We start from the raw sequence: 24316 nt of genomic DNA, 5'->3' as shown, positions 1-24316 counted from the left end.
GCAACAGAATTTCCGTTACGCTTTATTTTATTGTATTCCTAAAAATCAAAGGCGCAAAGAAACCTTTGCACCTTTGTAACTTTAACCTCAACAACCTACATTCCCGCTTTTAAGGAATTGTATTCCGCTGTCATATCAAGTGATCTGTAAACACCTAAAAGTGTTTTTGCAACAGATTCATTTTTAGGCTCAATAAGAAGTGCTTTTTTAAGATAAGGAATGGCACTTCTGGCAATATCATCTTTTTTAGCGTTTAGTTTATCGTATTGCTGCATTTCTTTCGGACTGGTTCCTAAAGCTGAAATTTCTTCCGCTAAGGCCTTTTTTAATTCCAGTTTTAAGTACGCCAGATTAACGTAAGCATCAACACAATTAGGATCTATCTCCAGAATACTATTGTATGTTGTTTCTGCTTTGACGTAATCTTTTTTCTCCAGATACGAATAAGCCAGGTTTTTATTGACTTCTATTTTTTTTGAAGGAACAGATTCTGTTCTCGGTTTCTCATAAAGCCCGGCGTCAATAGCCGATTGTCTGGCTTTTGGTGAAATAAAGGTATCTTCTTCTTTTGTTTTTTTATTTGTAGCATAATAAAGAATCCCTTTTCCGGAAAAGTTAATCTTTTTCAACTGTTCGTAATATTTAATAGCAGAATCATAATCTTCTGCATTTACAGAGGCAGCAGCTGCATTGTACAAATTCAGGGTATCTTTTTTATCAAACAAATACACCTTAAAGCTCTTTTCTGCGCTTTCTTTAAACTTACCTGCCTTAAAATCATTCATTGCCCCATTTACAAGGCTCGATTTCATTTGTTTTAAGGCTGTACCGGCTTTTACACTGGATTTATATTTTCCGGATTCATTTTCATATAACATCACATCCTGATAGGCTTGTGAAGCGAGGGTAAAGTTATTGGCCGCGTCTATATCTTTAGTTGCTAAATCCTTTAATACATTTCCTTTCAGAAAATAAAAATCAGATTTGTCTTCATCAGGTGCATTAAGGATCATATATTCTGTTTTATTCAATATCGCTATTGCATTTTGTGGATTACCTTTTTCAAAAACAGACTGAGCTTCTTTAATTTGTGCATTTTGAGCATGCATGCCAACATTTATCAATACTATTGATAGTATTATATATTTCATTTTCATTTGAACTTAGGTTTGATGGTTAAATAGTTTTTGGTGTTAATTTCCTGAGCAATTTTCGCAAAAAACAGCACGCTTAAAGTTCTCAGGATTTTGAGTACATGTTTTTTATCTCCGGATAAAGCAGGATTTTGATCCGGAATTTTTCTTTAAGCAAAATTGCATTTTCTTCTAATTCCGATACCGGATTCAAAAGTTTATCAAACTGAACAAATTAATTAGTGTAGTTTTTTATCATATTAAATATTTTAAGGGGGTTAAAGATCTGTGGCTACTTCTTAGACATATCTACAAAAAACATATCATTTTAACAATATTTAAACTATAAATACCTTTTTATTAATTATTTATTACAAACAATTTATTTTTAACTAAAATAAAATTAAAAACTGAATAGACAAATTAAATACAAACAATTTTTTAACTAAAAGATAACGTTCCGTATAAAATAACCAATAACCTACATTACAAACAAAAATAAAAAGTTATTTACTACAAATAACGTTCCTGTTTGACTATAAATAATTTTATTTATTAATGTAAAGTATTATAATTCTTATGTATTTAGGAGAAGCAAATCAATGAATCCGATTTTAGACAAAAAAAAACTCACTATCTGTACTTGCATACAAATAGTGAGCTTTCAACCAAAACGACCATTTGGTTTTTCTTTCGAAATAAACATCCGACCATAGCAGCGGGCTGTTTAATTAGCTATAATATCAAAACTTTTTCCTTTTGTTTTCACAACCGTCAACGCTTGTGAGTAATTTAATAAAAAAGAAACGACTTCTTTTTTTGGTTTTAAGTTTTTAGAAGCTAATGCTTTTTTAGAGTAAATTTTCGCCATACCATGAAAGTGTTTTATAATAGTATAACGGGCTAATACTCAAAATAGTATTAGTTGGTTAAAATAATTTGATGTTTGTCAATTATTTTTCTCAGATTCATTAATGCATAACGCATTCTTCCTAATGCGGTATTGATACTTACGCCGGTCAGTTCTGATATTTCCTTAAAGCTCATATCCTGATACATACGCATCACAAGAACCTCTTTTTGATCCTCAGGAAGCTCTTCAATTATTTTTTTAAGATCTACTTCAACCTGATCAAAAATCATCTTATTTTCGATGGTTAAGGAATCATCAGACATCACAGAGAAGATAGAAAACTCTTCTGTTTCTCTGTACATCGGCATTTTTTTGTTTTTGCGGAAGTGGTCTACAATTAAATTATGGGAAATACGCATCACCCAGGGCAGAAATTTACCTTCTTCGTTATAGGAGTTACTTTTAAGTGTTTTGATTACCTTGATGAAAGTATCCTGAAAAATGTCGTTTGAAATATCTCTATCAGCAATCTTTGAATATATAAATCCATATATCTTAGACTCGTGTCTTTTAATTAATGTCGCTAAAGCATTTTCATTGCCTTCAACATAATTTTTTACTAATAGAGCGTCTGGAATATGCAGATCAGCCATAATACTACTTTTTTAGTTTCTGTTTAAAATTTGGAGTAATTTTTTTCTAAAAAGTAATTTTATGTAATAGGCGGATCTTTTTTATGGTTTTGTTAATATCTGTTCAAATTTAACAAATATTTATTTTAAAAAGCAAATACAAACAACAAATAATTAATAATAAAATGGTAATTAATGTAAATTAAAATTAAAAAATACACGTAAAGTCTTTAAAATTACCAAATAACGGGAGCGTTTTAACATTTAAAAAAAGAAGACAAAACAACTTAAACTACTTAATTTAAACAAGTTACGCCTTCTTTTTTTAGTACTATTTATAGCATTTTTAGTCGTTATTCGTAGACACGAACATAATCTATATAATATTTTTGCGGCAATACAGCATCGTCTACATCAGGTCCGCCAAAATTTCCACCTATTGCTAAATTGATAATAATGTAAAATGGTTTGTCAAAGGGCCAGGTATTTTCGTCTTTCACCTGAGGGTTAAAAGTATAGACCAAAGTAGTGTCTACAAAGAACTCTATTTTATCTTTCGACCATTCTATGGCATATACATGATATCCTTCTTCAATTGTTGGGAATTCTGTTCTTTTGGTATTGATTGTATTCCCGTGACTGTCCTGGGTATGCAGAGTGGTGTAAACCATGTGAGGATCCCTGCCTATGTATTCCAAAATATCAATTTCTCCTGTTTTGGGCCATTTCACTTCATCAATATTGGCGCCTAACATCCAGAATGCAGGCCACAAACCATGTCCGACAGGCAGTTTTGCCCTTGCTTCTATTCGTCCATACTTAAATTCTTTCTTTCCTTTTGTTGTGATTTTTGTCGAAGTATAGGTAGTTCCTTCTTTTCTGGCTTCTATAATTAAATTTCCGTCCTTTAGTATATGATTGGTTTTGGTATAAATTTGCCTTTCATTATTACCGTAGCCACATAAGTCCGGGCAGCCGTCGCCAAGCTCGAAGTTCCAGAAGGACTCATTTATTTTCTTTTTATTAAAATTTTCTTCCCAGATAAGCTTTCGATTGACTTTTTGTGCAAAACAAAAACTACTGATGAATAATAGTACAACTACTTTTTTCATAGTATCGTTTTAAAATTACTAAAATTAAGAAGGCCAGCCTTACACTGACCTTCTCTTTTCATTCTTACTAATTAATTAACAATCTATTGATAGACCCTTACATAATCAATCTCCATAGAAGATTGTGTAAAAGCAGCATCAATATTGCCTCCAAAATTACCTCCCATGGCGACATTCAAAATCAGGAAGAAATCCTTATTGAATGGCAGGGAAGCCTCATTCACAACAGAATGAATTAATTCGTCATCTACATAAATTTTTACCGATGCCGGTGACCAGATGGTTTTATAAACATGGAACTCTGTAGAAACATTCGGAATGGTTTTAGAACCGGTATCGCCGTTTCCTCCTGAATGTCCGGGATAATGAAGTGTGCCGTGAATGAGGTTCTGACTGTTCCCTACATGTTCCATAATATCAATTTCACCACAGGAAGGCCAGGCATTGGTGGCATAATTGGCCCCCAGCATCCAGATTGCCGGCCAGGTTCCTCCTCCTATTGGAAGTTTCGCACGAATCTCCACTTTACCATACGTAAAATCATATTTACCTTCTGATTTTAATCTGGCTGATGAATAATTAAATCCGCCTGAAGCTTCTTTTTTAGCCGTTATTTTTAAGTTTCCGCCTTGTACAATTACGTTGCTGGCAGAATTGGTATAGTTTTGTTTTTCACTATTTCCCCATCCATTATCGCCATTTCCTAAATCGTATACCCATTTTGAAGCATCCGGAGCGCCATCTGTATTAAACTCGTCTGACCATACCAGATTGGTATAATCTGTAGTTGGCGGATTCTGGTTTGGCGGTGTCGTGGTAAAGGTATGATACCAGGCCAGAGATGAATTCCCTCCCATTACTGCTCTTACCGTCATTCTGTTTTCTGTGATCGATAAAATCTCGTATGAACTTTGTCCGATATAATAACCCATAAAACCTCCATCAGAGAAATTCAGCATGGTTCCTCTGGTTTGCTGTGCGTGATTTGGATTCTTCATCACTACTGATTCTGAAGGCCCTAATAAAACTGTTTTAACCCCGCCTGTATTGTAGGGCAGACAGGCATCAGAACCTGAGCTTCCGCCTCCGACACTTTCGAAAGAAGCATTAAAGAAAGTAGCACCGCCGTTATCCAGTTCAAATTTCAATTGTTCACCCACTAAAGAGAATGTCAGTACATTTTCGTATAAACAGCTGCTTGTCGGAGAACCTGCTTTTTCAAAAGGAGCCGCTTTATAATAATCCGGAATCCAGTTTTTCTCTGCATTACTATCGTTTGGTCCTACCCCTAAGTGTGCAGCTTCTGAAGCGGCCCAATACCATTTTTTAGATGTTCCGCCTGTTAAAAACTGTACAGCCTGATCATCTCTAAAGTCACTAAAAACCTCAAGTTCAGTTGTTATATTGGTCGATACACCACCTTTTCCATAGGCAATAACGGTAACAGTATATTTGTTTATTCCTGTCTTGTTAAACCTTTTTTCAGTCATTCCGTTGGGTGCGTTATCTACACCACCGTCACTAAAAACATATTTATAAGAGATTACATTATCGGCTGTTGCTTTAAAGTTCACCTTTCCTGTTCCGTCTCCATAAGGAGCCTGGGCTGTTTTACCTACTATATCAAAAGTCACCTCAAGATTGGCCGGTGCCTCTAATGATCCGAACGTAAAATCATCTTTTTGACAACCCGTCATCAAGAGAATCGCAAATAAGGATACTATCTTTATGATTATTTTTTTGTTCATGATTTCTTCTTTTAATTGGATTGTTTTATATCATCAAAGTAATAGGTTGCCCCTGTTCCCGTTTGTCCAAAGTCAGGGAATAAAATTACTCTGTCATATTTGTTAGCTGTACTAAAACCGGGTGCAGTCGTTAAATCATAAGTCAGCACCTGCCATGCATTGGCTACTGTTGTTGCGGCATGCACTTCTATAAAAACAGTTGGATTTCCGTTTCCGTCTTTTGGAGAGGTTGAAACTTCCATTTTATATAAAATATCGGCTCCGACTTTTGGTGACCATACATTTACTTTTACCGTAGTTCCTTTGGTGTAATCTAAGGTACTTTCAAGATTTAAACTTGCTCCGCCCCAAACTTCTGCACCTGTTTTCTTATCCAGTTTTAAAACCTTATCAGATAGATTTGCTCCCGTTTTATTTGGGTTTGTAACAATAGCTGCATCAACATTTCCAAAACCACCCCAGGCATACGTCAGGGCAGAAGATTCAAAATCAAGAGGTATTGCAATCGACTCGGCAGGTTCTTTGTAGAAATAAATATTATCTATAAAGACAGTTCCTGCAGCCCAGGGTGTTCCTACCAGTTTCAACTGAAAAATATCCGCCACAGTGAATCCGGTCTGGCTTGTAAAGGCCGAAATAGGAATATCGATACTGGTCCACTGATTGGCAACAAGATCTTTTGTAACCGGTCTTTCTCCGTTCGCGGCTGTTTTACTAATTAAAGAAGTTTCAAGTTTCTGCACGTCTGCGGTCCAGACATCCAGGTGAATAAAATCCATACCGGAAACATCTATAGAAGTATTATCTGCCAGTGCAATTCCCTGATAACTTAATTTAATATAACTCAACATCTTATCTCCATTCAGATCAAACTCGCCCCAGCTGCTGCCCTGGCCTGCCTGACCCCAATCCGGGAAATAATTCGTTCCGGCAACATTCGTGTATTTAGAACCATAAATAGAAATCACATCTCCCGCCTGTCTGTTCGGAGGTGTTGGAGCAGATGCCGTTGGATTTAGAATAAGCTTTGCTTCAAACTCTGCCGTATATTCTGTAGTCTGAATGGCAGCACTTTTAGAAACTACCCTGATGGTATAAACTCCGGCATTCTGATACGTATACGAAACAGATTCACCATCATTTGCCGAAATTGGATCCGGTTTTCCGGGTTCTCCAAAATAAACGTCATAAAACAAGGCAAAATCTGCGGTTGCTTTAACGGTTACTTTTTTAGAAATCGCGAGGTCATTTGTAATAACCACCACTAAGTTTTCCGGAGCTTTGAAAGAAACCACCACTTCCTTGTCGACTTCGGTTGTTTTTCCGTTAATTCCCATTGCTGTAATCTTGGCATGATACACGCCTTCAGCATAAGTATGCAAAATTACTTCTCCGGGCCCTACATAAGGCGACGGGGTACTGCCATCACCAAAATTGATTTTATATTGTGTTACGCCTTCTCCTTTCGGGATAAAAGTTACCTTTCCGGTATTATCCTGCGTTACTGTTGTTAGCGCTGAAATATTTGTTGGCGCACTTACTCCGTCTAAATCAATATCACTGCCATCATCGTTTGCACAGCCTATAAGAGCGGCTAAAACGAAAAGACTTATAATAAAATGTATTTTTTTCATAATTCGTGTTTTTTAATATCCGGGATTTTGTGCCCAGTTTCCGCCAGCAAACTGAATCTCTTCAATAGGAATGGGAAATAATTCGTTTTTATTCGCTTTAAAACCAGGTATGGTTCCTGCTGCTTTTCCAGTTCGGACAAGATCAAAGAAACGTTGTCCTTCTCCGAAAAGTTCTACTCTTCTTTCATTTAAAATGACATCTGTCAAAGAAGCTCCGGTAAGGTTTACATCATGATTAAGATCTCCAAAAGCACGTCTTCTTACCAGATTCAGGTATTCTTTGGCTTTTCCGTCATCAATCGCGCCTCTGTTGTAAGCTTCTGCAGCCATCAGTAAAACATCAGCATATCGAATGGCTCTGTAATTATTCGGGTTCGTTAAATTTAAATCCCCCTGAGCCCCGTCACTTCTTTTTCTTGGCAGGTATTTTCTGTTAAAGAAACCGGTATCTTCATTCCCTTTTCCAAATTTAATTCCGTTCCCATTATCATAATTTGCATTAGCCAGTGCCCATGCATTTATATCTAATATGGCTACATTTTTACGTTTATCACCTGCCTGGAAGGCATCGGCACTTTCCTGAGTTGGAATATTAAAACTGAATCCTGAAGTAAAAAGCGGTCCGTCGTAACCTCTTACGCCACTGAAACCAACAGCCACATTTCCTTCACTACATTGTAAACATCCAAATCCTGCACCTTCGATATCGGTGTATTGTACTTCGAAAACAGATTCTGGTCCGTTCTCTCCTGCCATTTCAAATATTGAATTGTAATCTGTCACCAGCGAATAAGATCCGGTATTGATTAAAGCCTGTAAAGTCGTAGCTGCCTGGGCAAATTTATTCTGATACAAATAAGCCTTTCCCAACAAGGCTTGTGCAGCCCCTTTTGTAATTCTTCCTTTTTGAGTCGTTGTCGGAGCTAAATTAGCTACTGCATAGATTAAATCAGCTTCTATTGAAGCATACACTTCTGCAACAGACGAACGTGGAATTTTGGTTTCATCTCCAAGCTTAAACCTTGCATCTCCCTTCAAAGGGATACCACCAAACCATTTTACTAATTCAAAATGGTAGTATGCTCTAAGAAAGCGGGTTTCTGCAAGGAGTTGTGCTTTTCCTTCAAAATTAGTCTTGTCTTTAAATTCAAGAATATAATTGGCCCTTTGTACGCCGGCAAACATCCAGTTCCAGATATCATGTAAGTTGCTGTTAACCGGTGTATGTATCATATCATCTACTTGCTGGAAACCAACAACGTCGGTAGGGCTTTCACCTCCGGCTAAAGTATTATCCGAAGCGATTTCACCAAGCAAAACATTTACATAAGTAGATTGCAAAAGATCATAAGTGGCAACTAATGCCTGATCGTAGTCTTCTTTTGAGTTAAAATAGTTCTCAGAATCAATAGAATAATTAGGTTTGGTTTCTACAAAATCATCTGAACAAGAACTAAAAACTGTCGAAAACAGTATTCCTGTTAAAAGGAATAGGTGCGTATATTTTTTCATTTTGATAACAATTAAAAGTTAAGATTTAATCCTAAAAGATAGGTTCTTGGTATTGGATAAAACCCGTAATCGATTCCTCCGGCGATTGGATCTCCGGTAGATGCTCCAGGATCAAAACCTTTGTATTTTGTAAAGGTGTACAGATTATTCGCCCCTACATATAATCGTAGTTTTGTAATTCCTGCCTTTTGAACTATTTTAGGATCTAATGTATATCCAATCTGTACATTTTGTATTCTCCAGTATGAAGCATCCTCTACGTAATAATCAGAAAAAACACTATTTGCTGTAGCTCCTGTAGTGACTCTCGGCGTTGAATTAGAAGTTCCTTCACCCGTCCATCGGTCTAAAACGTAATTAAGATGATTGACATCCGAAAGATTTCTCTCGTAATTTCTAATTAAGTCATTCCCCAGTGAAGCATACGTATACACTCCAAAATCTAAATTTTTATAATTCATCTGGAAATTGAATCCCATGGTAGCAGTAGGAATCTGGTCTCCAATATTGGTTCTGTCTTTACTGTCTATGACACCATCCCCATTTACATCTACAAATCTCAAATCTCCGGGAGCTGCATTCGCACCTAAAGCCAGCTGCGAAGGATGTGCATCCACTTCGGCCTGATTTTGAAAAATTCCGTCTGTTTTATATCCGTAAAAATATCCGATTGGTTTTCCTTCTTCCATTCTGGTTGGCGCCTGTTGTCCTACAGAAAAAGCACCTCTTTCGATGTAATGCGTTTCATTTTTTACTTCCAGCACTTCATTTTTAAGGAAGGTTACATTATAGCCGACGCTCATTGAAAAAGCATCCGAAAATTTCTCTTTGTAATCTATCGCAAATTCGAAACCTGAATTTCGAACCGTCCCCGCATTTATGGTTGGCGCACCCGCACCCGGAGCTCCAATACCGCCAATACCGGTAACTGCAATACCAGGAATTAATAAATCTTTTCTGGTATCGATAAAATAATCCGCTACTACTGAAACTTTATTATCCAGTAATTTCATATCAACACCGACATCAAATTTCTTGGCTTCTTCCCATTTCACATCCGGATTTGGTAAAACGCCTTCCGCTCTTCCGCTGACCAATTCATCATTAAAAACATAGGTTGCTTCTCCTGAAAGCTGACCTAAATAGCGGTAATCCCCAATCTGGTCATTCCCTAAAGTACCGTAACTGGCTCTGAATTTCAGGAAATTAATTAGTTTGGGCTGCCCGAAGAAATTTTCATCGGAAACTACCCATCCTCCGGTAAAAGAAGGGAAATAGGCTATTTTATTATCCGGACCAAATTTTGTTGAGGCATCGCGTCTTATCATGGCAGACAATAGATATTTACCTTTATAATCGTACTGCAATCTTCCAAAATAAGATAACCTTCTCTGATCATAATCATAAGAACCGTTAGTCAACACTTTTGCTATCGTTGTGATTAATTTAAGATCGGCAAATTCCCAGGAGTTATAAGGCACATCGTAACCTGTAGCGGAAAGTCCGTTACCCCAGGTTTTAAAAATTGTTGTTCCTACCGTTCCTGTGAAATTATGGCTCTCTCCCAGTTTTTTAGTGTAAGTACCATAAAGGTCAAACGAGTAATCATTGTCGTTAACAGCTCCCTGTGTTACAGAACTTTGTTTTACATCAAATACTTTACCTCCATAACTGATTTGTTTTCCAAACGTTTTGGATTCACTGTTTGAACTGTTAAATCCAATAGCACCTGAAAGCACAAAACCCGGGAAAATCTTGTAATCCAAACCAAAATTCCCGCTGATTTTTTTATAGTTGTAAGTGTTATAAGTATTGGCAATTTGTGCCAAAGGATTAATAATTTCATTTCCTAAACCATTAAGTGGTATAAGTGTATAATCTCCCTTTGCATCATATGGACTTATAGTTGCAGGTATGTTTAAGGCATTGAATAAAACAGATCCAAGTCCGTTCTCATTCAGTGTTTTTCTTGAAAAATAAGTATAGATAACATTACTTTTAAACTTTAGTTTGTCTGTTACATCAGCACCAATAGCTGCTCTGGCTGTATTTCTTAAGAAACCTGATTTATCTCCGCCAACAATACCTTCCTGATCCAGATGTGATCCGCTAACCGAATAGTTAATTTTTTCTGAGCCTCCTGAAATAGACAGATCGTGATTGATAATAGGCACTCCTTTTCCAAAAACTTCATCCTGCCAGTTGGTTCCTTTTCCTAAGCCTGTGGCATTTGGGTAAGGAATTGGTTTCCCTCCGTTGGCATAACTTTCATTTAATAAAAGAGCATATTCTGTAGCATTTAGCGTAGGAAGTTTTCGTGATGTTTCCTGAAATCCTGAATAAGCATTATAGGAAAGTTTTGCTTTTGAATTTCTTTTCCCCATTTTAGTGGTAATCAAAATAACTCCATTTGCTCCGATAGTTCCATAAATGGCAGCTTGTGCATCTTTTAAAACCGTGATAGTTTCGATATCGTTCGGATTCAGTAAACTTAGATCTCCTACGTAACCATCAATGATAGCCGTTGGCCTGTTTTCTCCATTGGTAGCAATACCACGTATACGAATATCTAAGCCGGCACCCGGAGCTCCTGACTGACTGGTTACATTTACTCCTGAAACAGTGCCCTGTAAAGCTTGTTCTACTTTTACAGGTTTTAAAGCTTCAATCGTTTTGCTGTCCACAATACTTACGGCACCGGTAAGGTCCCTTTTTTTCTGGCTACCGTAACCAATCACGACTACCTCATCCAGTGATCTGGCATCATCGGTCATTTTTACGGTAATCTTAGTGCCCGAAACCACAACTTCCTGTGTTCGAAAACCAATATAACTGAAAACAAGTGTGGTTCCTTTCGGGAGACCTGATAATTTAAAAGATCCGTCAAAGTCTGTGGTTGTACTTTGCGATGAACTTTTAACTTTTACATTCACGCCCGGCAATGATAAACCTGAGCCATCCAGTACGGTTCCGGTTACATCAACATTCTGCGAAAATGCAAAAGATGTAAACAGTAACAATACCATTAGTAATAATTTAGATTTCATAATTAGTTAGTTTTTATTGAAAGCTAAATTTATCTTATCCTTTTAAGAATAAATCAAAATTAACCTCAACAAAAAACATACATCATAAAAAAATAGATTTAAAATTCAGGATATAACAAAAGAACCCGCATTTTACAACAAATTATGAATGTTAATTTTGTTAACATTTAAGTGTAAAAAGCACAATAAAACGTTAATGTTGTGGTGATGTATAGGTGTTTTCAGGTCATTATGACTTTCCTATACAGCCAGAATATACTCCACTAAACCGATTTCGTGCTGTAAATCCATTTTTTTACGCAAACGATATCTTTTTATTTCCACACTTCGAACGGAGATATTAAATAAAGGAGCAATTTCTTTTGACGAAAGATTCAGTCGAAGGTACGCACAAAGACGGAGGTCATTTGGTGTTAACAGGGGATGTAATTGTTTGATTCGTTTTAAGAAATCCTTATCGGCACTGTCAAATGCTTCTTTAAAGATTTTCCACGAATCTTCTTCTGTAATATTATCATTGATGGTCCTGATCACCGATTTGATATTTTTGCTGTCGTCCTGTGTAGTTTTCTTTAAATCTTCTTTAATAAAAGCCAGAAGCTCATTCTTACTGTTTAAACTCATCGTTGAAACGGCCAGTTCCCTGTTTTTATTATCAACATCCTGCGATAATTGCTCGTTTCGCAATTTCATAAGCTGTTGTTCATTTTCCAGCTCTTTTATCTCTAATAAAAGATTATTTTCTTCAATTAATTTTTCTTTCTGTTTCTGATAGAAATTACGGTACGCCTTATTGATGAAGTAAGCCAGAACGAGTATCAGGAGAAAATAAATAAAACAGGCCAGATTCGTCAGGTACCAGGGTTTTAAAACCACAAAGGTGTAAACAGCGTTATTTTGCAAAATGGTATTGGCATATTTGGCGCGTACCCTGAAAGTATATTTTCCGGGTGATAAATTTTTAAAATTAACCGATGATTTTGTACTCCATTCACTCCAGTCATTTTGAAATCCTTCCAAAAGATATTGGTATTCCGTGTTGATATACTTATTGTATTCCGGAACCGTGTAGTTTAAAGTGATATTATTTTCGTTCGATTTAAAACTTCCTTCTTCGTTTAAAGCGACATCGTTTAAGGTTTCATTTTGCTTATTGATCGAAATTTCAGCAATTGAAACGCTGTAGTTTTTAAAACTTAAATCATCAATATTTAAAATATAATAACCATCTGTAGTTCCTATTAAATAGGTTGATTTTGAAATCTGCCTGATATTCTCAAAACCGAGCATCGAATTGGTTAAAGACGACGGAATCGGAATGATATTTTGCTTTAACTGATTACTAAGTTTACTGGCAGAGAAATAGTGAATATAGTTTTTGGAAAAAAGCCAGATCCGGTTAGCGTCATCTACAATTAATTTACCGGATGTATATTCATCTTTCTCGAAAATAGAGCTCAGTAATGTATCTTTTTCAAATTGTTTCGATTTTGAATTTAATTTAAAAATCCCCTCTTTACAGGCGTAATAAATCGAATTATTGAATTTGGTCAGACTTGCATTTTTTCCTTTTTTCGGAGAGGAATACGAATAGAATCCACTGGTTTTTAAAAGCCCCTTATCCAGTTTTAACCTGAAAATCCCTTTGTATTCATGGCTGACATACACTTCAAGATCCTTGGTGATTTCGAAATAACGCGACGAATAATCAAATCCTTTTATTTTGTTTTTAAACTTCCACTCTTTCCCTGTCCTTTCCAGAACTGAAATTCCATAATAATTTCCCTGCAACAATTGATTTTCAGCATTAGGAACCCGCTCAAATTTCCAGGTACCGGAACCTGAAAAAATATTTCTTGCTGCTGTTTTATCAATAATAAAAGTTCCCGAATCATGTCCGCAAAAAAGCGTATGATCGTAAACAAACAGGGACCAGACCTGACCTTTTGTACCTCTTATAAACTGAAAATCTTCATTGCTCTGGTATTTCCTGCAAAACAACCCCTGATTCGTTCCTACGTACAATATTCCGTTGTATTCGATCGAAGCATATACCGTTCCTAAAACTCCTGTATCATCGGTAAAACTATGTACAGGCGTCTGAAGGTTGATGCAATTAATTCCGTTATCAAGGCCAATCCATACATTCTGATCTTTATCTTCAAACAAGGATAAGGCTGTGTTATTGCTCAGGCCTTTACTTTGTGAAATGTGATATTTCAGCTGGCCTTCCTTTGACAAAATAAAAACACCGTTAGAAACGGTCCCCAGTGCATAACTACCATCCTGAAGACGCTGGCTGCTGTATACAAAACTGGATTTTAATTCCGTATCGACAGCGGTTCGAAATGGTGTTAAAGTTGTCCCCGAAAGTTTATAAAATCCGTCGAGCTGGGTCTGGATCAGCAAACTGTCATCAAGGCTAAAAACATTGACAATGGTATATTTTTTTAAAACAGGATGATCGGAAATCAGTTTCCCTTTTCCGGCTTCTATTTCAAAAAGTCCTTCATTTATGGTTTGATAATATATAGAGGATTTGGTGCTAAACGACTTTATAACCCCGTTTTTAGGGGAAATAATTTTGAAGTTTTTCGTTTTGGTATCATAAATGTAAATTCTGTTCAGGGACTGAAACAAAATCCACTGATCGTATTTTAAAATGTTCCAAAACTGCTCATCGTCCAGAATTTTAGTTTTGATGGTATCACTTAACGATGTATATTTTAACTTCCCGTTGGCTTGTCTCGTCCAGTAGCCAAAATTCATGTAACATCCGGTATAAATCTTATTATCGATTACTTTCACCGAACGCATGATCGTTTCATTTGGAGTCGGGTATAATTTCCAATTGGTTCCGTTATATTCCAGAAGGCCCTCGTTATTGGCAAAATACAGATAATTCTGTTCATCCTGCGAGATCATCCAGCTTTGGTTCCCGGCCCCGTAAACCGTTGACGGGTATTTTACAATTGGCGGAAGTTCCTGAGAAAACAGGAATACATTCATCAAAAAACAAAGGATAGAAAATGTAGTTTTCAAATTGAGCCGTAGTATTAATTTAGTATAAAAACAGTTCTAAAATAGCGTATTTTATATTGAAATAACCAATTTTTAGTAAAAAAAAGAGCAATGCCGAAAAGATGGCAATTTTAGAACAATTAGTTAAAATTTGGAACAATGGCTTTAACAAAACTCAATTCAAAATTGATTACTTTTGTAGAAATTGACTTTTTTTATGCAAATTGACCTTTCTACACTCGACCCGAAACATAATATTATCATTAAAGGAGCACAAGTACATAACTTAAAAAATGTAGATGTCGCTATTCCCAGAAACAAACTTGTTGTCATTACAGGGCTTTCCGGATCCGGAAAATCAAGTCTGGCATTTGATACTTTATATGCTGAAGGGCAGCGTCGTTACGTAGAAAGCCTGTCTTCTTACGCACGTCAGTTTTTGGGGCGTCTAGACAAACCCAAAGTAGAATATATCAAAGGAATCGCTCCGGCTATTGCCATTGAGCAAAAGGTAAACACGACCAATGCAAGATCTACCGTCGGGACTTCGACTGAGATTTACGATTATATGAAACTTTTGTTTGCCAGAATTGGCCGTACGTATTCGCCAATTTCAGGTCAGGAAGTTAAAAAAAACACCGTTTCGGATGTCGTTTCAGATGTCAAAACACTGCCAATAGACAGCAAATGGCTTTTACTGGCCCCGATTCACCTGGAAGAAGGCCGACAACTGGAAGACAAACTAAAAGTACTTTTACAACAAGGTTTTGCCCGTATTTTAGTCAATAACGAAATGGTTCGTCTGGATGAATTTGAATCTGCTGATCTTCACCAGCTGGACAATAAAGATATACTCCTGATTATAGACCGAATCGTGGTCAAAGAAGAGGAAGAATTCTATAACCGTCTGGCAGATGCCGTACAGACTGCTTTTTTTGAAGGAAAAGGAATTTGTTATTTACAGCAATTAAATTCAGACAAACGTTTTTCCTATTCTAATAATTTTGAATTGGATGGTATTACGTTTTTAGAACCGAATGTTCACTTGTTCAGTTTCAATAATCCATATGGTGCCTGCCCTGTTTGTGAGGGATATGGTAATATTATCGGAATTGATGCTGACCTTGTGGTTCCGAATACGTCGCTTTCTGTTTTCGAAAGCGCTATTTACCCGTGGAGAGGCGACAGCATGAGCTGGTACAAGGATGAACTGGTCAAACATGCTTACAAATTTGATTTCCCGATTCACAAGCCTTTTTTCGAATTATCAGAAGAACAAAAAGATCTAATCTGGAAAGGAAATCAGTATTTTCAGGGACTTAATGATTTCTTCAGGGAACTTGAGGAAAAAAATTATAAGATTCAGAATCGGGTCATGTTGTCCCGTTACCGTGGCAAAACAAAATGTCACGCCTGTCGCGGAAAACGCTTGCGCGTAGAAGCATCGTACGTAAAAATAAATGGTAAAACAGTTTCCGATTTAGTCGATTTACCGATTAAACATCTGGTTACTTTTTTCAAAAATATTGACCTAAACGTTTACGAACAGCAAATCGCAAAACGTTTAATGATCGAAATCAATAATCGCCTGTCGTTTTTGACAGAAGTGGGTCTGGATTACCTTACTTTAAACAGAAACTCTGCCACGCTTTCGGGAGGAGAATCACAACGAATCAACCTGGCTACCTCTTTGGGGAGCAGCCTGGTGGGATCTATGTATATTTTAGACGAGCCAAGTATTGGCCTTCACCCGAAAGATTCCGAACGACTGATAAAAGTGCTGCTTTCGCTTCGTGATTTAGGTAATACGGTTATCGTTGTAGAACACGACGAAGACATCATGAAAGCTGCCGATATGATTATCGATATAGGTCCGGAAGCCGGTACTTACGGAGGGCATCTTGTAGCTCAGGGTACTTACGATGAAATATTAAAATTGGACTCTTTAACGGCCAAATATTTAAATGGGGATTTAGAAATAACGGTTCCTAAAAAAAGAAGAAAATTCAAAAATCATATTGAAATTATTGGTGCCAGGGAAAATAACCTGAAAAACATCAATGTTACTTTCCCATTGGATGTATTAACTGTGATTACAGGAGTTTCCGGTAGCGGAAAAAGTACGCTGATCAAGAAAATCCTGTTTCCTGCCATGCAGAAAAAACTTGAAAATGCCGCAGAAAAAGCGGGCCAGTTTACCGAAATAAAAGGATCCTTTTCTCAGATAAAACACATTGAATATGTGGATCAGAATCCGATTGGAAGAAGTTCCAGATCTAATCCTGTTACATACATAAAAGCTTATGATGATATTCGTGATTTGTATGCCAAAGAAAAACTATCTAAAATAAGAGGCTATCAGGCCAAACATTTTTCTTTTAATGTTGATGGAGGTCGTTGCGAAACCTGTAAGGGAGAAGGCTCTATAAACGTCGAGATGGTCTTTATGGCCGACGTTCAGCTGCCTTGCGAAACTTGTGGCGGCAAACGCTTTAAAAAAGAAATTTTAGAAATTACTTTCGATGACAAAAACATCAATGACATTCTAACCATGACGATTGATGATGCCATTGCCTTTTTCGAAAAAAACAAACAGGCAAAAATCACTCAAAAACTACAGCCGCTGCAGGATGTAGGATTAGGATATGTGCAGTTGGGACAATCGTCTTCTACGCTGTCCGGAGGTGAAGCACAACGTATTAAACTGGCTTCTTTTCTCGTAAAAGGAGCAACAAAAGACAAAGCGTTGTTTGTATTTGATGAACCTACGACAGGCTTGCATTTTCACGACATTAAAAAATTACTGGCTTCATTTGATGCCTTAATAGAAAAAGGCCATTCGATAATTGTAATTGAACACAATCTTGACCTTATCAAATGTGCCGACTGGATTATTGACCTGGGACCTGAAGGAGGTGAAAACGGAGGACATTTGTTAGCCACAGGAACTCCGGAAGAGGTGGCAAAAGTAAAAGAATCGGTTACGGGAGTTTATTTAAAAGACAAATTATAAAATCCTTTATCCCATAAAAAAATAAAGCGGCCAGAATTATAGAAATTCTGGCCGCTTTATTTTTAAATAGCTCTTAATTAAGCTACTAAGCACCTGTCTTCAAAAGGCAATCCATCTTCATCAATTGCAACTAGTATTTTTTTCTGTTTTGACGCTTCTATTGTAAGGTACAACCATGCAAAAGACCATAATCCCAGCGTAAGACAAAAAATAATAAAATTTAAACCATGATTAACTACTTTCCCTCCCTTTGAGAGAACCGCAAAAAGCAATTCATCGTTTCTCTCTTCTAATGTAAATCCATTATGAACCTTCTTTGATATCATATTGGAAAATACCTGAAAACTTTGTTCCTGACTCAGTTTATTGTTTTTCATAACCAGCAAATTAATTTAATCCAAATACTATTATATAAGTGTTAATTATTTCTAATATGGATAGGGATTTCCATATTAAGTTAAACATCATAAAGTCACTTTTATTGCATTATCTAAAATATTTTAAGCAAGACAATAAAAGCACTATCAAATTCTTACATAAATTTAATTTTTATTAATCAAATATCAAAAAAAAAAAATGTTAAAATTATTGATTAAATCACAATGTCAACAACTTAGCATTTTTATTTTAAAAATTAGAGACAGGAGTTTCACTTGCATTTCAGATCATTTCCAGCAATTAGTATTGTGTTTGGTTCCTTAACGCGTTATAACACAGTGAAATCATCCGGATCCACCTGATATTAAATGAATCGGCAATGCTTTGGTATAGTGAAAAACAGATAATCAATATTTTGAAAGTTATTTCTTTCAAAAATGTTTTTAATAGGAACCATAAAATTCCCGCGGGCCATTATTTCAGTAAAATGGCGTTAAATCTTAATTCCAATTCTTTTTGACAATCCTCTGATTACCTGATTAATCTCGGGAGAGATATTGAATTTATAATTCAGGTAAATATAAAGAATCGTTACCAAAACAGATTTCAACGCAATACTGATCAGCTGATAAAAAGGGAATTCCCAGAAATAAAACACCAGAAATAAAGCAAATGTAATCAGAATCGAATGTACAGTCTGTTTTGTAAACGGATACAAATGAAGTTTTTTAACGACAAACTGCAATTTGGCCAGACTGTATAACGTGATGGACAATAAAGTAGCAAATGCAGAACCTAAAATACCCTGAATTGGAATAAAAATCATGTTTAAAACAAAGGTTAAAAACACTAGCAATAATCCTAAATACAAGACCATTCGGTAATATTTAGTATTAAAAATAATAGCATTATTATTCCCTAAAATCAGATCGAAGTACTTAGAAATCCCTATCATAAATACAACTGGAATTCCCCCGCTGTATTCTTTAGGTACCAATTCATACAACTGATTGATATTTACAAAAATACACAACATCACGAAACCGCCCACAAACTGAAGGTTTATGGAAGTTTTTTTGTACAGTGAATTCAGTTCATCATGTTTGTTTTCATGCATTAATTTTGCGGTAATTGGGTATACGATCTGATGCATGGCCCGGCTTGGAACCGAAATGACCAGCGCAATATAAGTTGCTACCGAATAATATGCTATGTTCTCAATTTTCATATACTGATTCAGCATCAGTTTATCGCCATCCAAAAGCAAGTTCGCTACGCTTCCCGATAAAATAATAAAGAACGTATACTCCATTACATCTTTTACATTCTTAGGGATGTTGATTTGAAAATTCGGTTTTTTGACATAGAAAGCATAAAACATCGTCACTATAAAGGCTATGAAATAAATTACCGCCGTTACATATACAAACTCAATAAGTGTAATCCATTTAAAATACAAACCAACCAATGCAAAAGTAGAAAATAACCTTAGCCCGACTTCCTTAATAAAATTGCCAAAGACAGAATGCATATGCACCCTCGCCCAGGCATAAAAAATCTCAAAATACGCCATGCAGATTCCGATAAAAGGAATCAGGTACATGAATTCTTTTACAACAGGATTTTCTTTAGAAACAAAAGCCGTAATATCATCAAAGAAGAACAAACCAATAATACCTAACGGAATACACATTAAAATAGGAAACAATGCCGTAAAGGAGAGAAATTGCTCTCTTTCTGCTTCCGTTTTGTATTGCGAATAAAACTTAACCAATGTATTTTGCATTCCGATAGCGAACAAAGGCATAATAACATTTGCTGCAGAAAGAATATAATTCGTTAAAGCATAATAGGTAGCTCCTAAAAAAACCGGATACAGATAAAGTGTATTGATAGCCCCGATACCGAAGCCGATATAAGTAATAATGGTGTTTTTGAAGGACTGATTTAAGACAATACCCATGTTTTGATTGCAGCGTTTAGATTGTAGCGTTTAGATTTTGATTTTAAAACGCGTATGATTTTTGAAATTTTATTATCTTTTGAAATTGTTTATTTAGCGAATCAATTCTACTAATTGTCCGGTAAGATTTTTTCGCGAATATTGCTGTAAACCAATACCATTAGACTGTAATTTCCCTTCCAGAAATTGATTATAAAAGTCCAAAATTACACTTTTTAGCTTCGCTTTTTCAGAATAATCGAAAAATACTCCGGTATTCGTTTCTTTTACAATAGCAGCAAAATCAGATCCTTGTGGCCCAATAGCAATTATCGGACGTTCTGATACCATATATTCAAACAATTTCCCCGGAATAATACTCTTAGTATCTTCCGAATTGATTTCGATCAGCAATAAAACCTGTGATTTCTTCTGATGCGCAATGGCCTCACGATGCGAAACATAGCCCAAAAGATTCAAATAATCCCCGAGTTTATGCTGGTCAATAGCGTCCAGTACCTCCTGACTTACGGCACCGATCAGTTTAATCTCTAAATGAGATTTAAAATCCGGAATTTCAGTTAATAATTCCACCAGGGATTCCCATAAAAATTCAGGATTCCGATCGGATAAAAAAGAACCGATATGTGCCAGGGTAAATTTGGTATCTAAAACCTGCTTTTCGACATTTTCGACATCATAACCATTGGTAATGACCGAAATTGGTTTGTTGGTAATGGCCTCAAACTCTGTTTTAGTAGTTTTACTCGTAACGATGATGGTATCTGCCGAGTTTAGTACTTTATGCTCTAGTTTTTTATGTTTGCCTGCTGCATACGAAGATAATCGCAGTGCTTTATGATATCCGATGGTTGTCCAGGGATCACGAAAATCTGCCAGCCATTTTATGTTTAGTTTTTGTTTTAATTCCAAACCAATTAAATGCAGGCTATGTGGCGGTCCTGAGGTTACAATGGTATCAATATTATTTTCTCTGATGTATTTTTCCAGATAAACGACTGAAGGTTTTACCCAAAACACTCTCGCATCCGGAATAAAAAGATTGCCGCGAACCCAAAGAAAGGTTTTATCTAAAAAGGTCTGTTTTTTCTTTTGGGGAAAAATTCCTGAACTGATTTTTTTCGTTTTATTTTTAGAAAAAACAGAAGCCAGCTGGTAAGGTTCCCATATTTTATTCTTGAGCACAATTACCTGGTCAGAAATTTCACTGACCAGACCTTCATCCACTATCGGATAAGTTGGGTTTTCCGGAACATACACTATGGGCTGAATATTAAATTCAGGCAGATATTTTACAAATTTCAACCAACGCTGCACACCAGGACCTCCGGCAGGGGGAAAATAGTAGGTAATGATTAAGAGTTTTTTTTGTTCCATCAGTTTTGTTTCACAGAGACTCAGTAAGTTCTCACCAAGTTTCGCAAAGATTTAAATATTTTTTTGAGTATCTCCGTGAATTCTTTGTGAATCTTTGTGGTAGAATCTTTCAAAATAAACCCCGCCAATCAATAACAACAACATTCCTATTGTGCTTATCAATGTTATTGTACTTCCTGTTTTTACTACCTCTGGCTCGAATTTAAATTCAATAGTATGTTTTCCTCCGGGAATTTCCATTGCTCTTAAAACATAATCCACAGGGAAATGATCGGTTAATTTACCATCGATATAAGCATTCCAGCCGTTTTTATAATACATTTCAGAGAAAACAGCCAAACCGTCTTTTCCGTTATCTGACTGGTATTTGATATAATTGGGTTTGTATTCTACCACCTTAATCGTTCCGGTGGTATCCCATTGTTTCTTTAAGCGGGCACTTCTGAATTTACCTTCATGTTCACGAACGTTAAAAACGGCCACTTTTTTGGTATCAAGGTGATCTAAAGCTTTCATCACATCGTCCGGTTTATTGACAAGCCTTACATCGCTGACAAACCAGGCATTCCCATTCGTATTTGGATTAACCGTCGGGAATTCTTTTCCTTCCTTATCCGTCTGGATGATATATTTTACATTCAGCATATCCAGAACTTCCATATTGTTTTTGGCGATCTGGTAATCAAACAATTGCTGGATTCTTCTTGGTTTTGCGGCATGGTATCCTCCCAGTGAATGGTGGAAGTAAGAAGCACGCGCACTGGACATATTACCGTTTACCTCAAAAACCCTGTAATGTGTAGTATCTTTTAAAATCTGAGCATCAGAAGGTGTTTCCTGAAAAGGCGCTGCAATTTCTACAGGACTCACGAAATCTTTAGCGGAAACATATTTTTTATCGACAAAAAACAAATCGAAAATCATCAAAAGGCCTACAATGATCAAGGTTGTATTTTGTGAAAATTTATTTTTAATAAACAACCATAAAATTCCGAAAGTAACCACGATAAAGAACCCCGAACGCAATAAATCTGCAGAATACAAACTCATTCTGTCCTCTTTCAGCGCATCAACAAAGCCTGGTCCGTAACTTTCCAGGAAATAACTATCGCTGCTTCCTGTAAAATGAAACATACTTTTTGCAAAAACCAAAATCAGTAATACTCCAAGTCCGAAAGCTCCGGTCTGAACCAAGGCCTTTTGCTGTAGTTTAGGCTCGTCTTTCGCTTTAAAAAATGATTGCAGTCCCATTACAGCGAGTACAGGGAAACATAATTCAAGAATAACCTGAATTGAGGAGACTGCCCTGAATTTATCGTACATTGGAACGTAGTCGATAAAAAAATCGGTTAACAAAGAGAAGTTTTTTCCCCATGACAGCACTAGTGCCACCAATGCCCCTGAAAGGAAAACATATTTTATTTTTCTGTCATCAATAAACAACGCTAAAACACCTAAAAAGAAAACCACTACCCCAATATAGGCAGGCGCTGCAACAATCGGCTGGTCGCCCCAATAGGTAGGCATTCCCGATACAAAATCCTGTGCTTGTTCAGATGGTACTCCCTGTTCCGTCATAAAGGAATACATACGACTGTCGGTTCCTACATTTTCATGGTTAGAACCACCAAAAAGTCGTGGTGCAATCAGATTAAGACTCTCTGCTATTCCATAGCTGTATTCCGTGATATATTCATGGCTCAGTGCATTCTCATTGACCTTTTTAGTGCCGTCCGGATTAAAGGTCAGTTCACTATTGCTGCGGGTACTAAATTTAGCATATTCGCTTGTTGCGAGTAAATTAGTGGCATTGGCGCCAATAGCAAAAATTCCAGCTGCTGCCAAAACACCCAACGAGATTAAAAGCGGCTTGTATTCTTTTTCTTTAAGGAAGTTAAAAGCAAAATAACCGGAAAGGATTAATAGGAAAATCAATAAATAATAGGTCATCTGGAAGTGGTTCGCATTAATTTCCAATGCCACCGCAAACATGGTGAGTAAACCTCCCCAAATGTATTTTTTCTGAAAAACCAGTATAAATCCGGCAATCACCAAAGGCATATACGCAATAGCATGTGCTTTAGCATTATGGCCAACGCCTAAAATAATAATTAAATAGGTAGAAAAACCGAAAGCAATTGCTCCGATAAAAGCTTTAAGAGGATCTGTTTTTAAAACTAATAACAATCCGTAAAAACCTAAGAAGTATAAAAATAAATAATCAGCGGGACGTGGCAAAAAACGTAATGCATCATCTAATTTGCCTACATAATCGTTCGGATAATTGGCTCCAAGCTGGTATGTCGGCATTCCGCCAAAAGCAGAGTTTGTCCAGTACGGCTCAGTATGTTCCGTGGCTCTAAAATCATTTTGCTCTTTAGCCATTCCGGTATATTGTGCGATATCGGACTGGAAAATTTGTTTCCCTTGTAAAACCGGGTAAAAATAAATTAAAGAAACGAGAATAAAGCCCAATATAACAAGGGCGTGCGGATAGAACTTATTTACTATTTTCAATTTTGGCAGGTTTGGTTAAATGATGAAATCCTATTTTATTAGGACACAAACTTAATCTATTTCTTCGTAATCAACATAATCTCCCACTTTTTTGGTTTCACGGGGATTTTTAGCGTTCGCCGTATTGATAATGACCTCATCAGTATTACGTTGCGTTTTTTGCCATGAAGCATCCTGACTATATTGTTGTTGTCTCTGAAAATTCTCTCCTGCTTTTTCTACAGCCTTTTTTACCAATACAGGCAAAAAGATTCTAGCTAAAAATTTAAAAATATAATAAAAAGCCACGATGTAACAGATAGCTTTTATTAAACCTGAAAAAGATGCTTCTTGCATAATTGTATAATTTTTTTCCAAAATTAATAAATCCGTTGTT

The 24316-nt window shown here is 36.3% G+C and carries 15 protein-coding genes; 1 reads left to right on the top strand and 14 read right to left on the bottom strand.

Going from position 1 to position 24316, the window contains the following annotated elements:
- Nucleotides 1-95: 95 nt before the first annotated feature.
- The 9 genes from LPB89_RS13175 to LPB89_RS13135 all read right to left on the bottom strand — a co-directional run bounded on the left by LPB89_RS13175 (nucleotide 96) and on the right by LPB89_RS13135 (nucleotide 14713).
- The gene (locus LPB89_RS13175) at nucleotides 96-1151 is read right to left on the bottom strand and encodes a lipopolysaccharide assembly protein LapB (protein ID WP_230702239.1); all 1056 of its coding nucleotides are present in this window, start codon (nucleotides 1149-1151) and stop codon (nucleotides 96-98) included.
- Nucleotides 1152-1860: 709 nt separating this feature from the next.
- Complete coding sequence (locus LPB89_RS13170; RefSeq protein WP_167470925.1) at nucleotides 1861-2004, bottom strand: hypothetical protein; 144 nt, start codon at nucleotides 2002-2004, stop codon at nucleotides 1861-1863.
- A gap of 50 nt (nucleotides 2005-2054) precedes the next feature.
- Nucleotides 2055-2639, bottom strand: coding sequence for an RNA polymerase sigma factor (locus LPB89_RS13165; protein ID WP_127337092.1), 585 nt, complete (start codon nucleotides 2637-2639; stop codon nucleotides 2055-2057).
- Nucleotides 2640-2971: 332 nt separating this feature from the next.
- On the bottom strand, nucleotides 2972-3730 hold the full coding sequence (locus LPB89_RS13160; protein WP_230702238.1) for a family 16 glycosylhydrolase: 759 nt from the start codon (nucleotides 3728-3730) through the stop codon (nucleotides 2972-2974).
- Nucleotides 3731-3813: 83 nt separating this feature from the next.
- Nucleotides 3814-5478 (bottom strand): family 16 glycosylhydrolase, encoded by a 1665-nt coding sequence (locus LPB89_RS13155; protein ID WP_230702237.1) that lies wholly within the window; start codon nucleotides 5476-5478, stop codon nucleotides 3814-3816.
- Nucleotides 5479-5489: 11 nt separating this feature from the next.
- A complete protein-coding gene (locus LPB89_RS13150; protein WP_230702236.1) occupies nucleotides 5490-7112 on the bottom strand; it encodes a PKD domain-containing protein in 1623 nt (540 codons plus the stop codon).
- 12 nt (nucleotides 7113-7124) lie between these two features.
- Nucleotides 7125-8624 (bottom strand): RagB/SusD family nutrient uptake outer membrane protein, encoded by a 1500-nt coding sequence (locus tag LPB89_RS13145; protein WP_230702235.1) that lies wholly within the window; start codon nucleotides 8622-8624, stop codon nucleotides 7125-7127.
- 11 nt (nucleotides 8625-8635) lie between these two features.
- Complete coding sequence (locus LPB89_RS13140) at nucleotides 8636-11671, bottom strand: TonB-dependent receptor (protein ID WP_230702234.1); 3036 nt, start codon at nucleotides 11669-11671, stop codon at nucleotides 8636-8638.
- A gap of 240 nt (nucleotides 11672-11911) precedes the next feature.
- Nucleotides 11912-14713: a triple tyrosine motif-containing protein gene (locus LPB89_RS13135; RefSeq protein ID WP_305070302.1), complete on the bottom strand. Its 2802-nt coding sequence runs from the start codon at nucleotides 14711-14713 to the stop codon at nucleotides 11912-11914.
- A gap of 196 nt (nucleotides 14714-14909) precedes the next feature.
- Here LPB89_RS13135 and uvrA point away from each other — a divergent pair, with 196 nt between their 5' ends.
- Nucleotides 14910-17705, top strand: a complete 2796-nt coding sequence (gene uvrA / locus LPB89_RS13130) for an excinuclease ABC subunit UvrA (RefSeq protein WP_230702233.1) — start codon at nucleotides 14910-14912, stop codon at nucleotides 17703-17705.
- A gap of 77 nt (nucleotides 17706-17782) precedes the next feature.
- Here the strand turns inward: uvrA and LPB89_RS13125 are convergent, their stop codons facing one another.
- From LPB89_RS13125 to LPB89_RS13105, 5 genes are all read right to left on the bottom strand, one after another.
- A complete protein-coding gene (locus LPB89_RS13125; protein WP_230702232.1) occupies nucleotides 17783-18082 on the bottom strand; it encodes a hypothetical protein in 300 nt (99 codons plus the stop codon).
- A 494-nt stretch (nucleotides 18083-18576) separates the two neighbouring features.
- Nucleotides 18577-20046 carry a lipopolysaccharide biosynthesis protein gene (locus tag LPB89_RS13120; RefSeq protein ID WP_230702231.1) on the bottom strand — a complete coding sequence of 490 codons (1470 nt, stop codon included), beginning with the start codon at nucleotides 20044-20046 and terminating at the stop codon, nucleotides 18577-18579.
- A 93-nt stretch (nucleotides 20047-20139) separates the two neighbouring features.
- Nucleotides 20140-21423 (bottom strand): glycosyltransferase family 4 protein, encoded by a 1284-nt coding sequence (locus LPB89_RS13115; protein ID WP_230702230.1) that lies wholly within the window; start codon nucleotides 21421-21423, stop codon nucleotides 20140-20142.
- A 51-nt stretch (nucleotides 21424-21474) separates the two neighbouring features.
- Entirely contained in the window at nucleotides 21475-23940 is a 2466-nt protein-coding gene (locus tag LPB89_RS13110; protein ID WP_230702229.1) for a YfhO family protein, read from the bottom strand.
- A gap of 51 nt (nucleotides 23941-23991) precedes the next feature.
- Nucleotides 23992-24276: a DUF4834 family protein gene (locus LPB89_RS13105; protein WP_230702228.1), complete on the bottom strand. Its 285-nt coding sequence runs from the start codon at nucleotides 24274-24276 to the stop codon at nucleotides 23992-23994.
- Nucleotides 24277-24316 lie beyond the last annotated feature (40 nt).

The organism is Flavobacterium sp. ENC, from assembly GCF_020991415.1.
Classification (GTDB): Bacteria; Bacteroidota; Bacteroidia; order Flavobacteriales; family Flavobacteriaceae; genus Flavobacterium.
The sequence above is the reverse complement of the archived record's forward strand: the minus strand, read 5'-3'. Positions and strand labels throughout refer to the sequence as shown.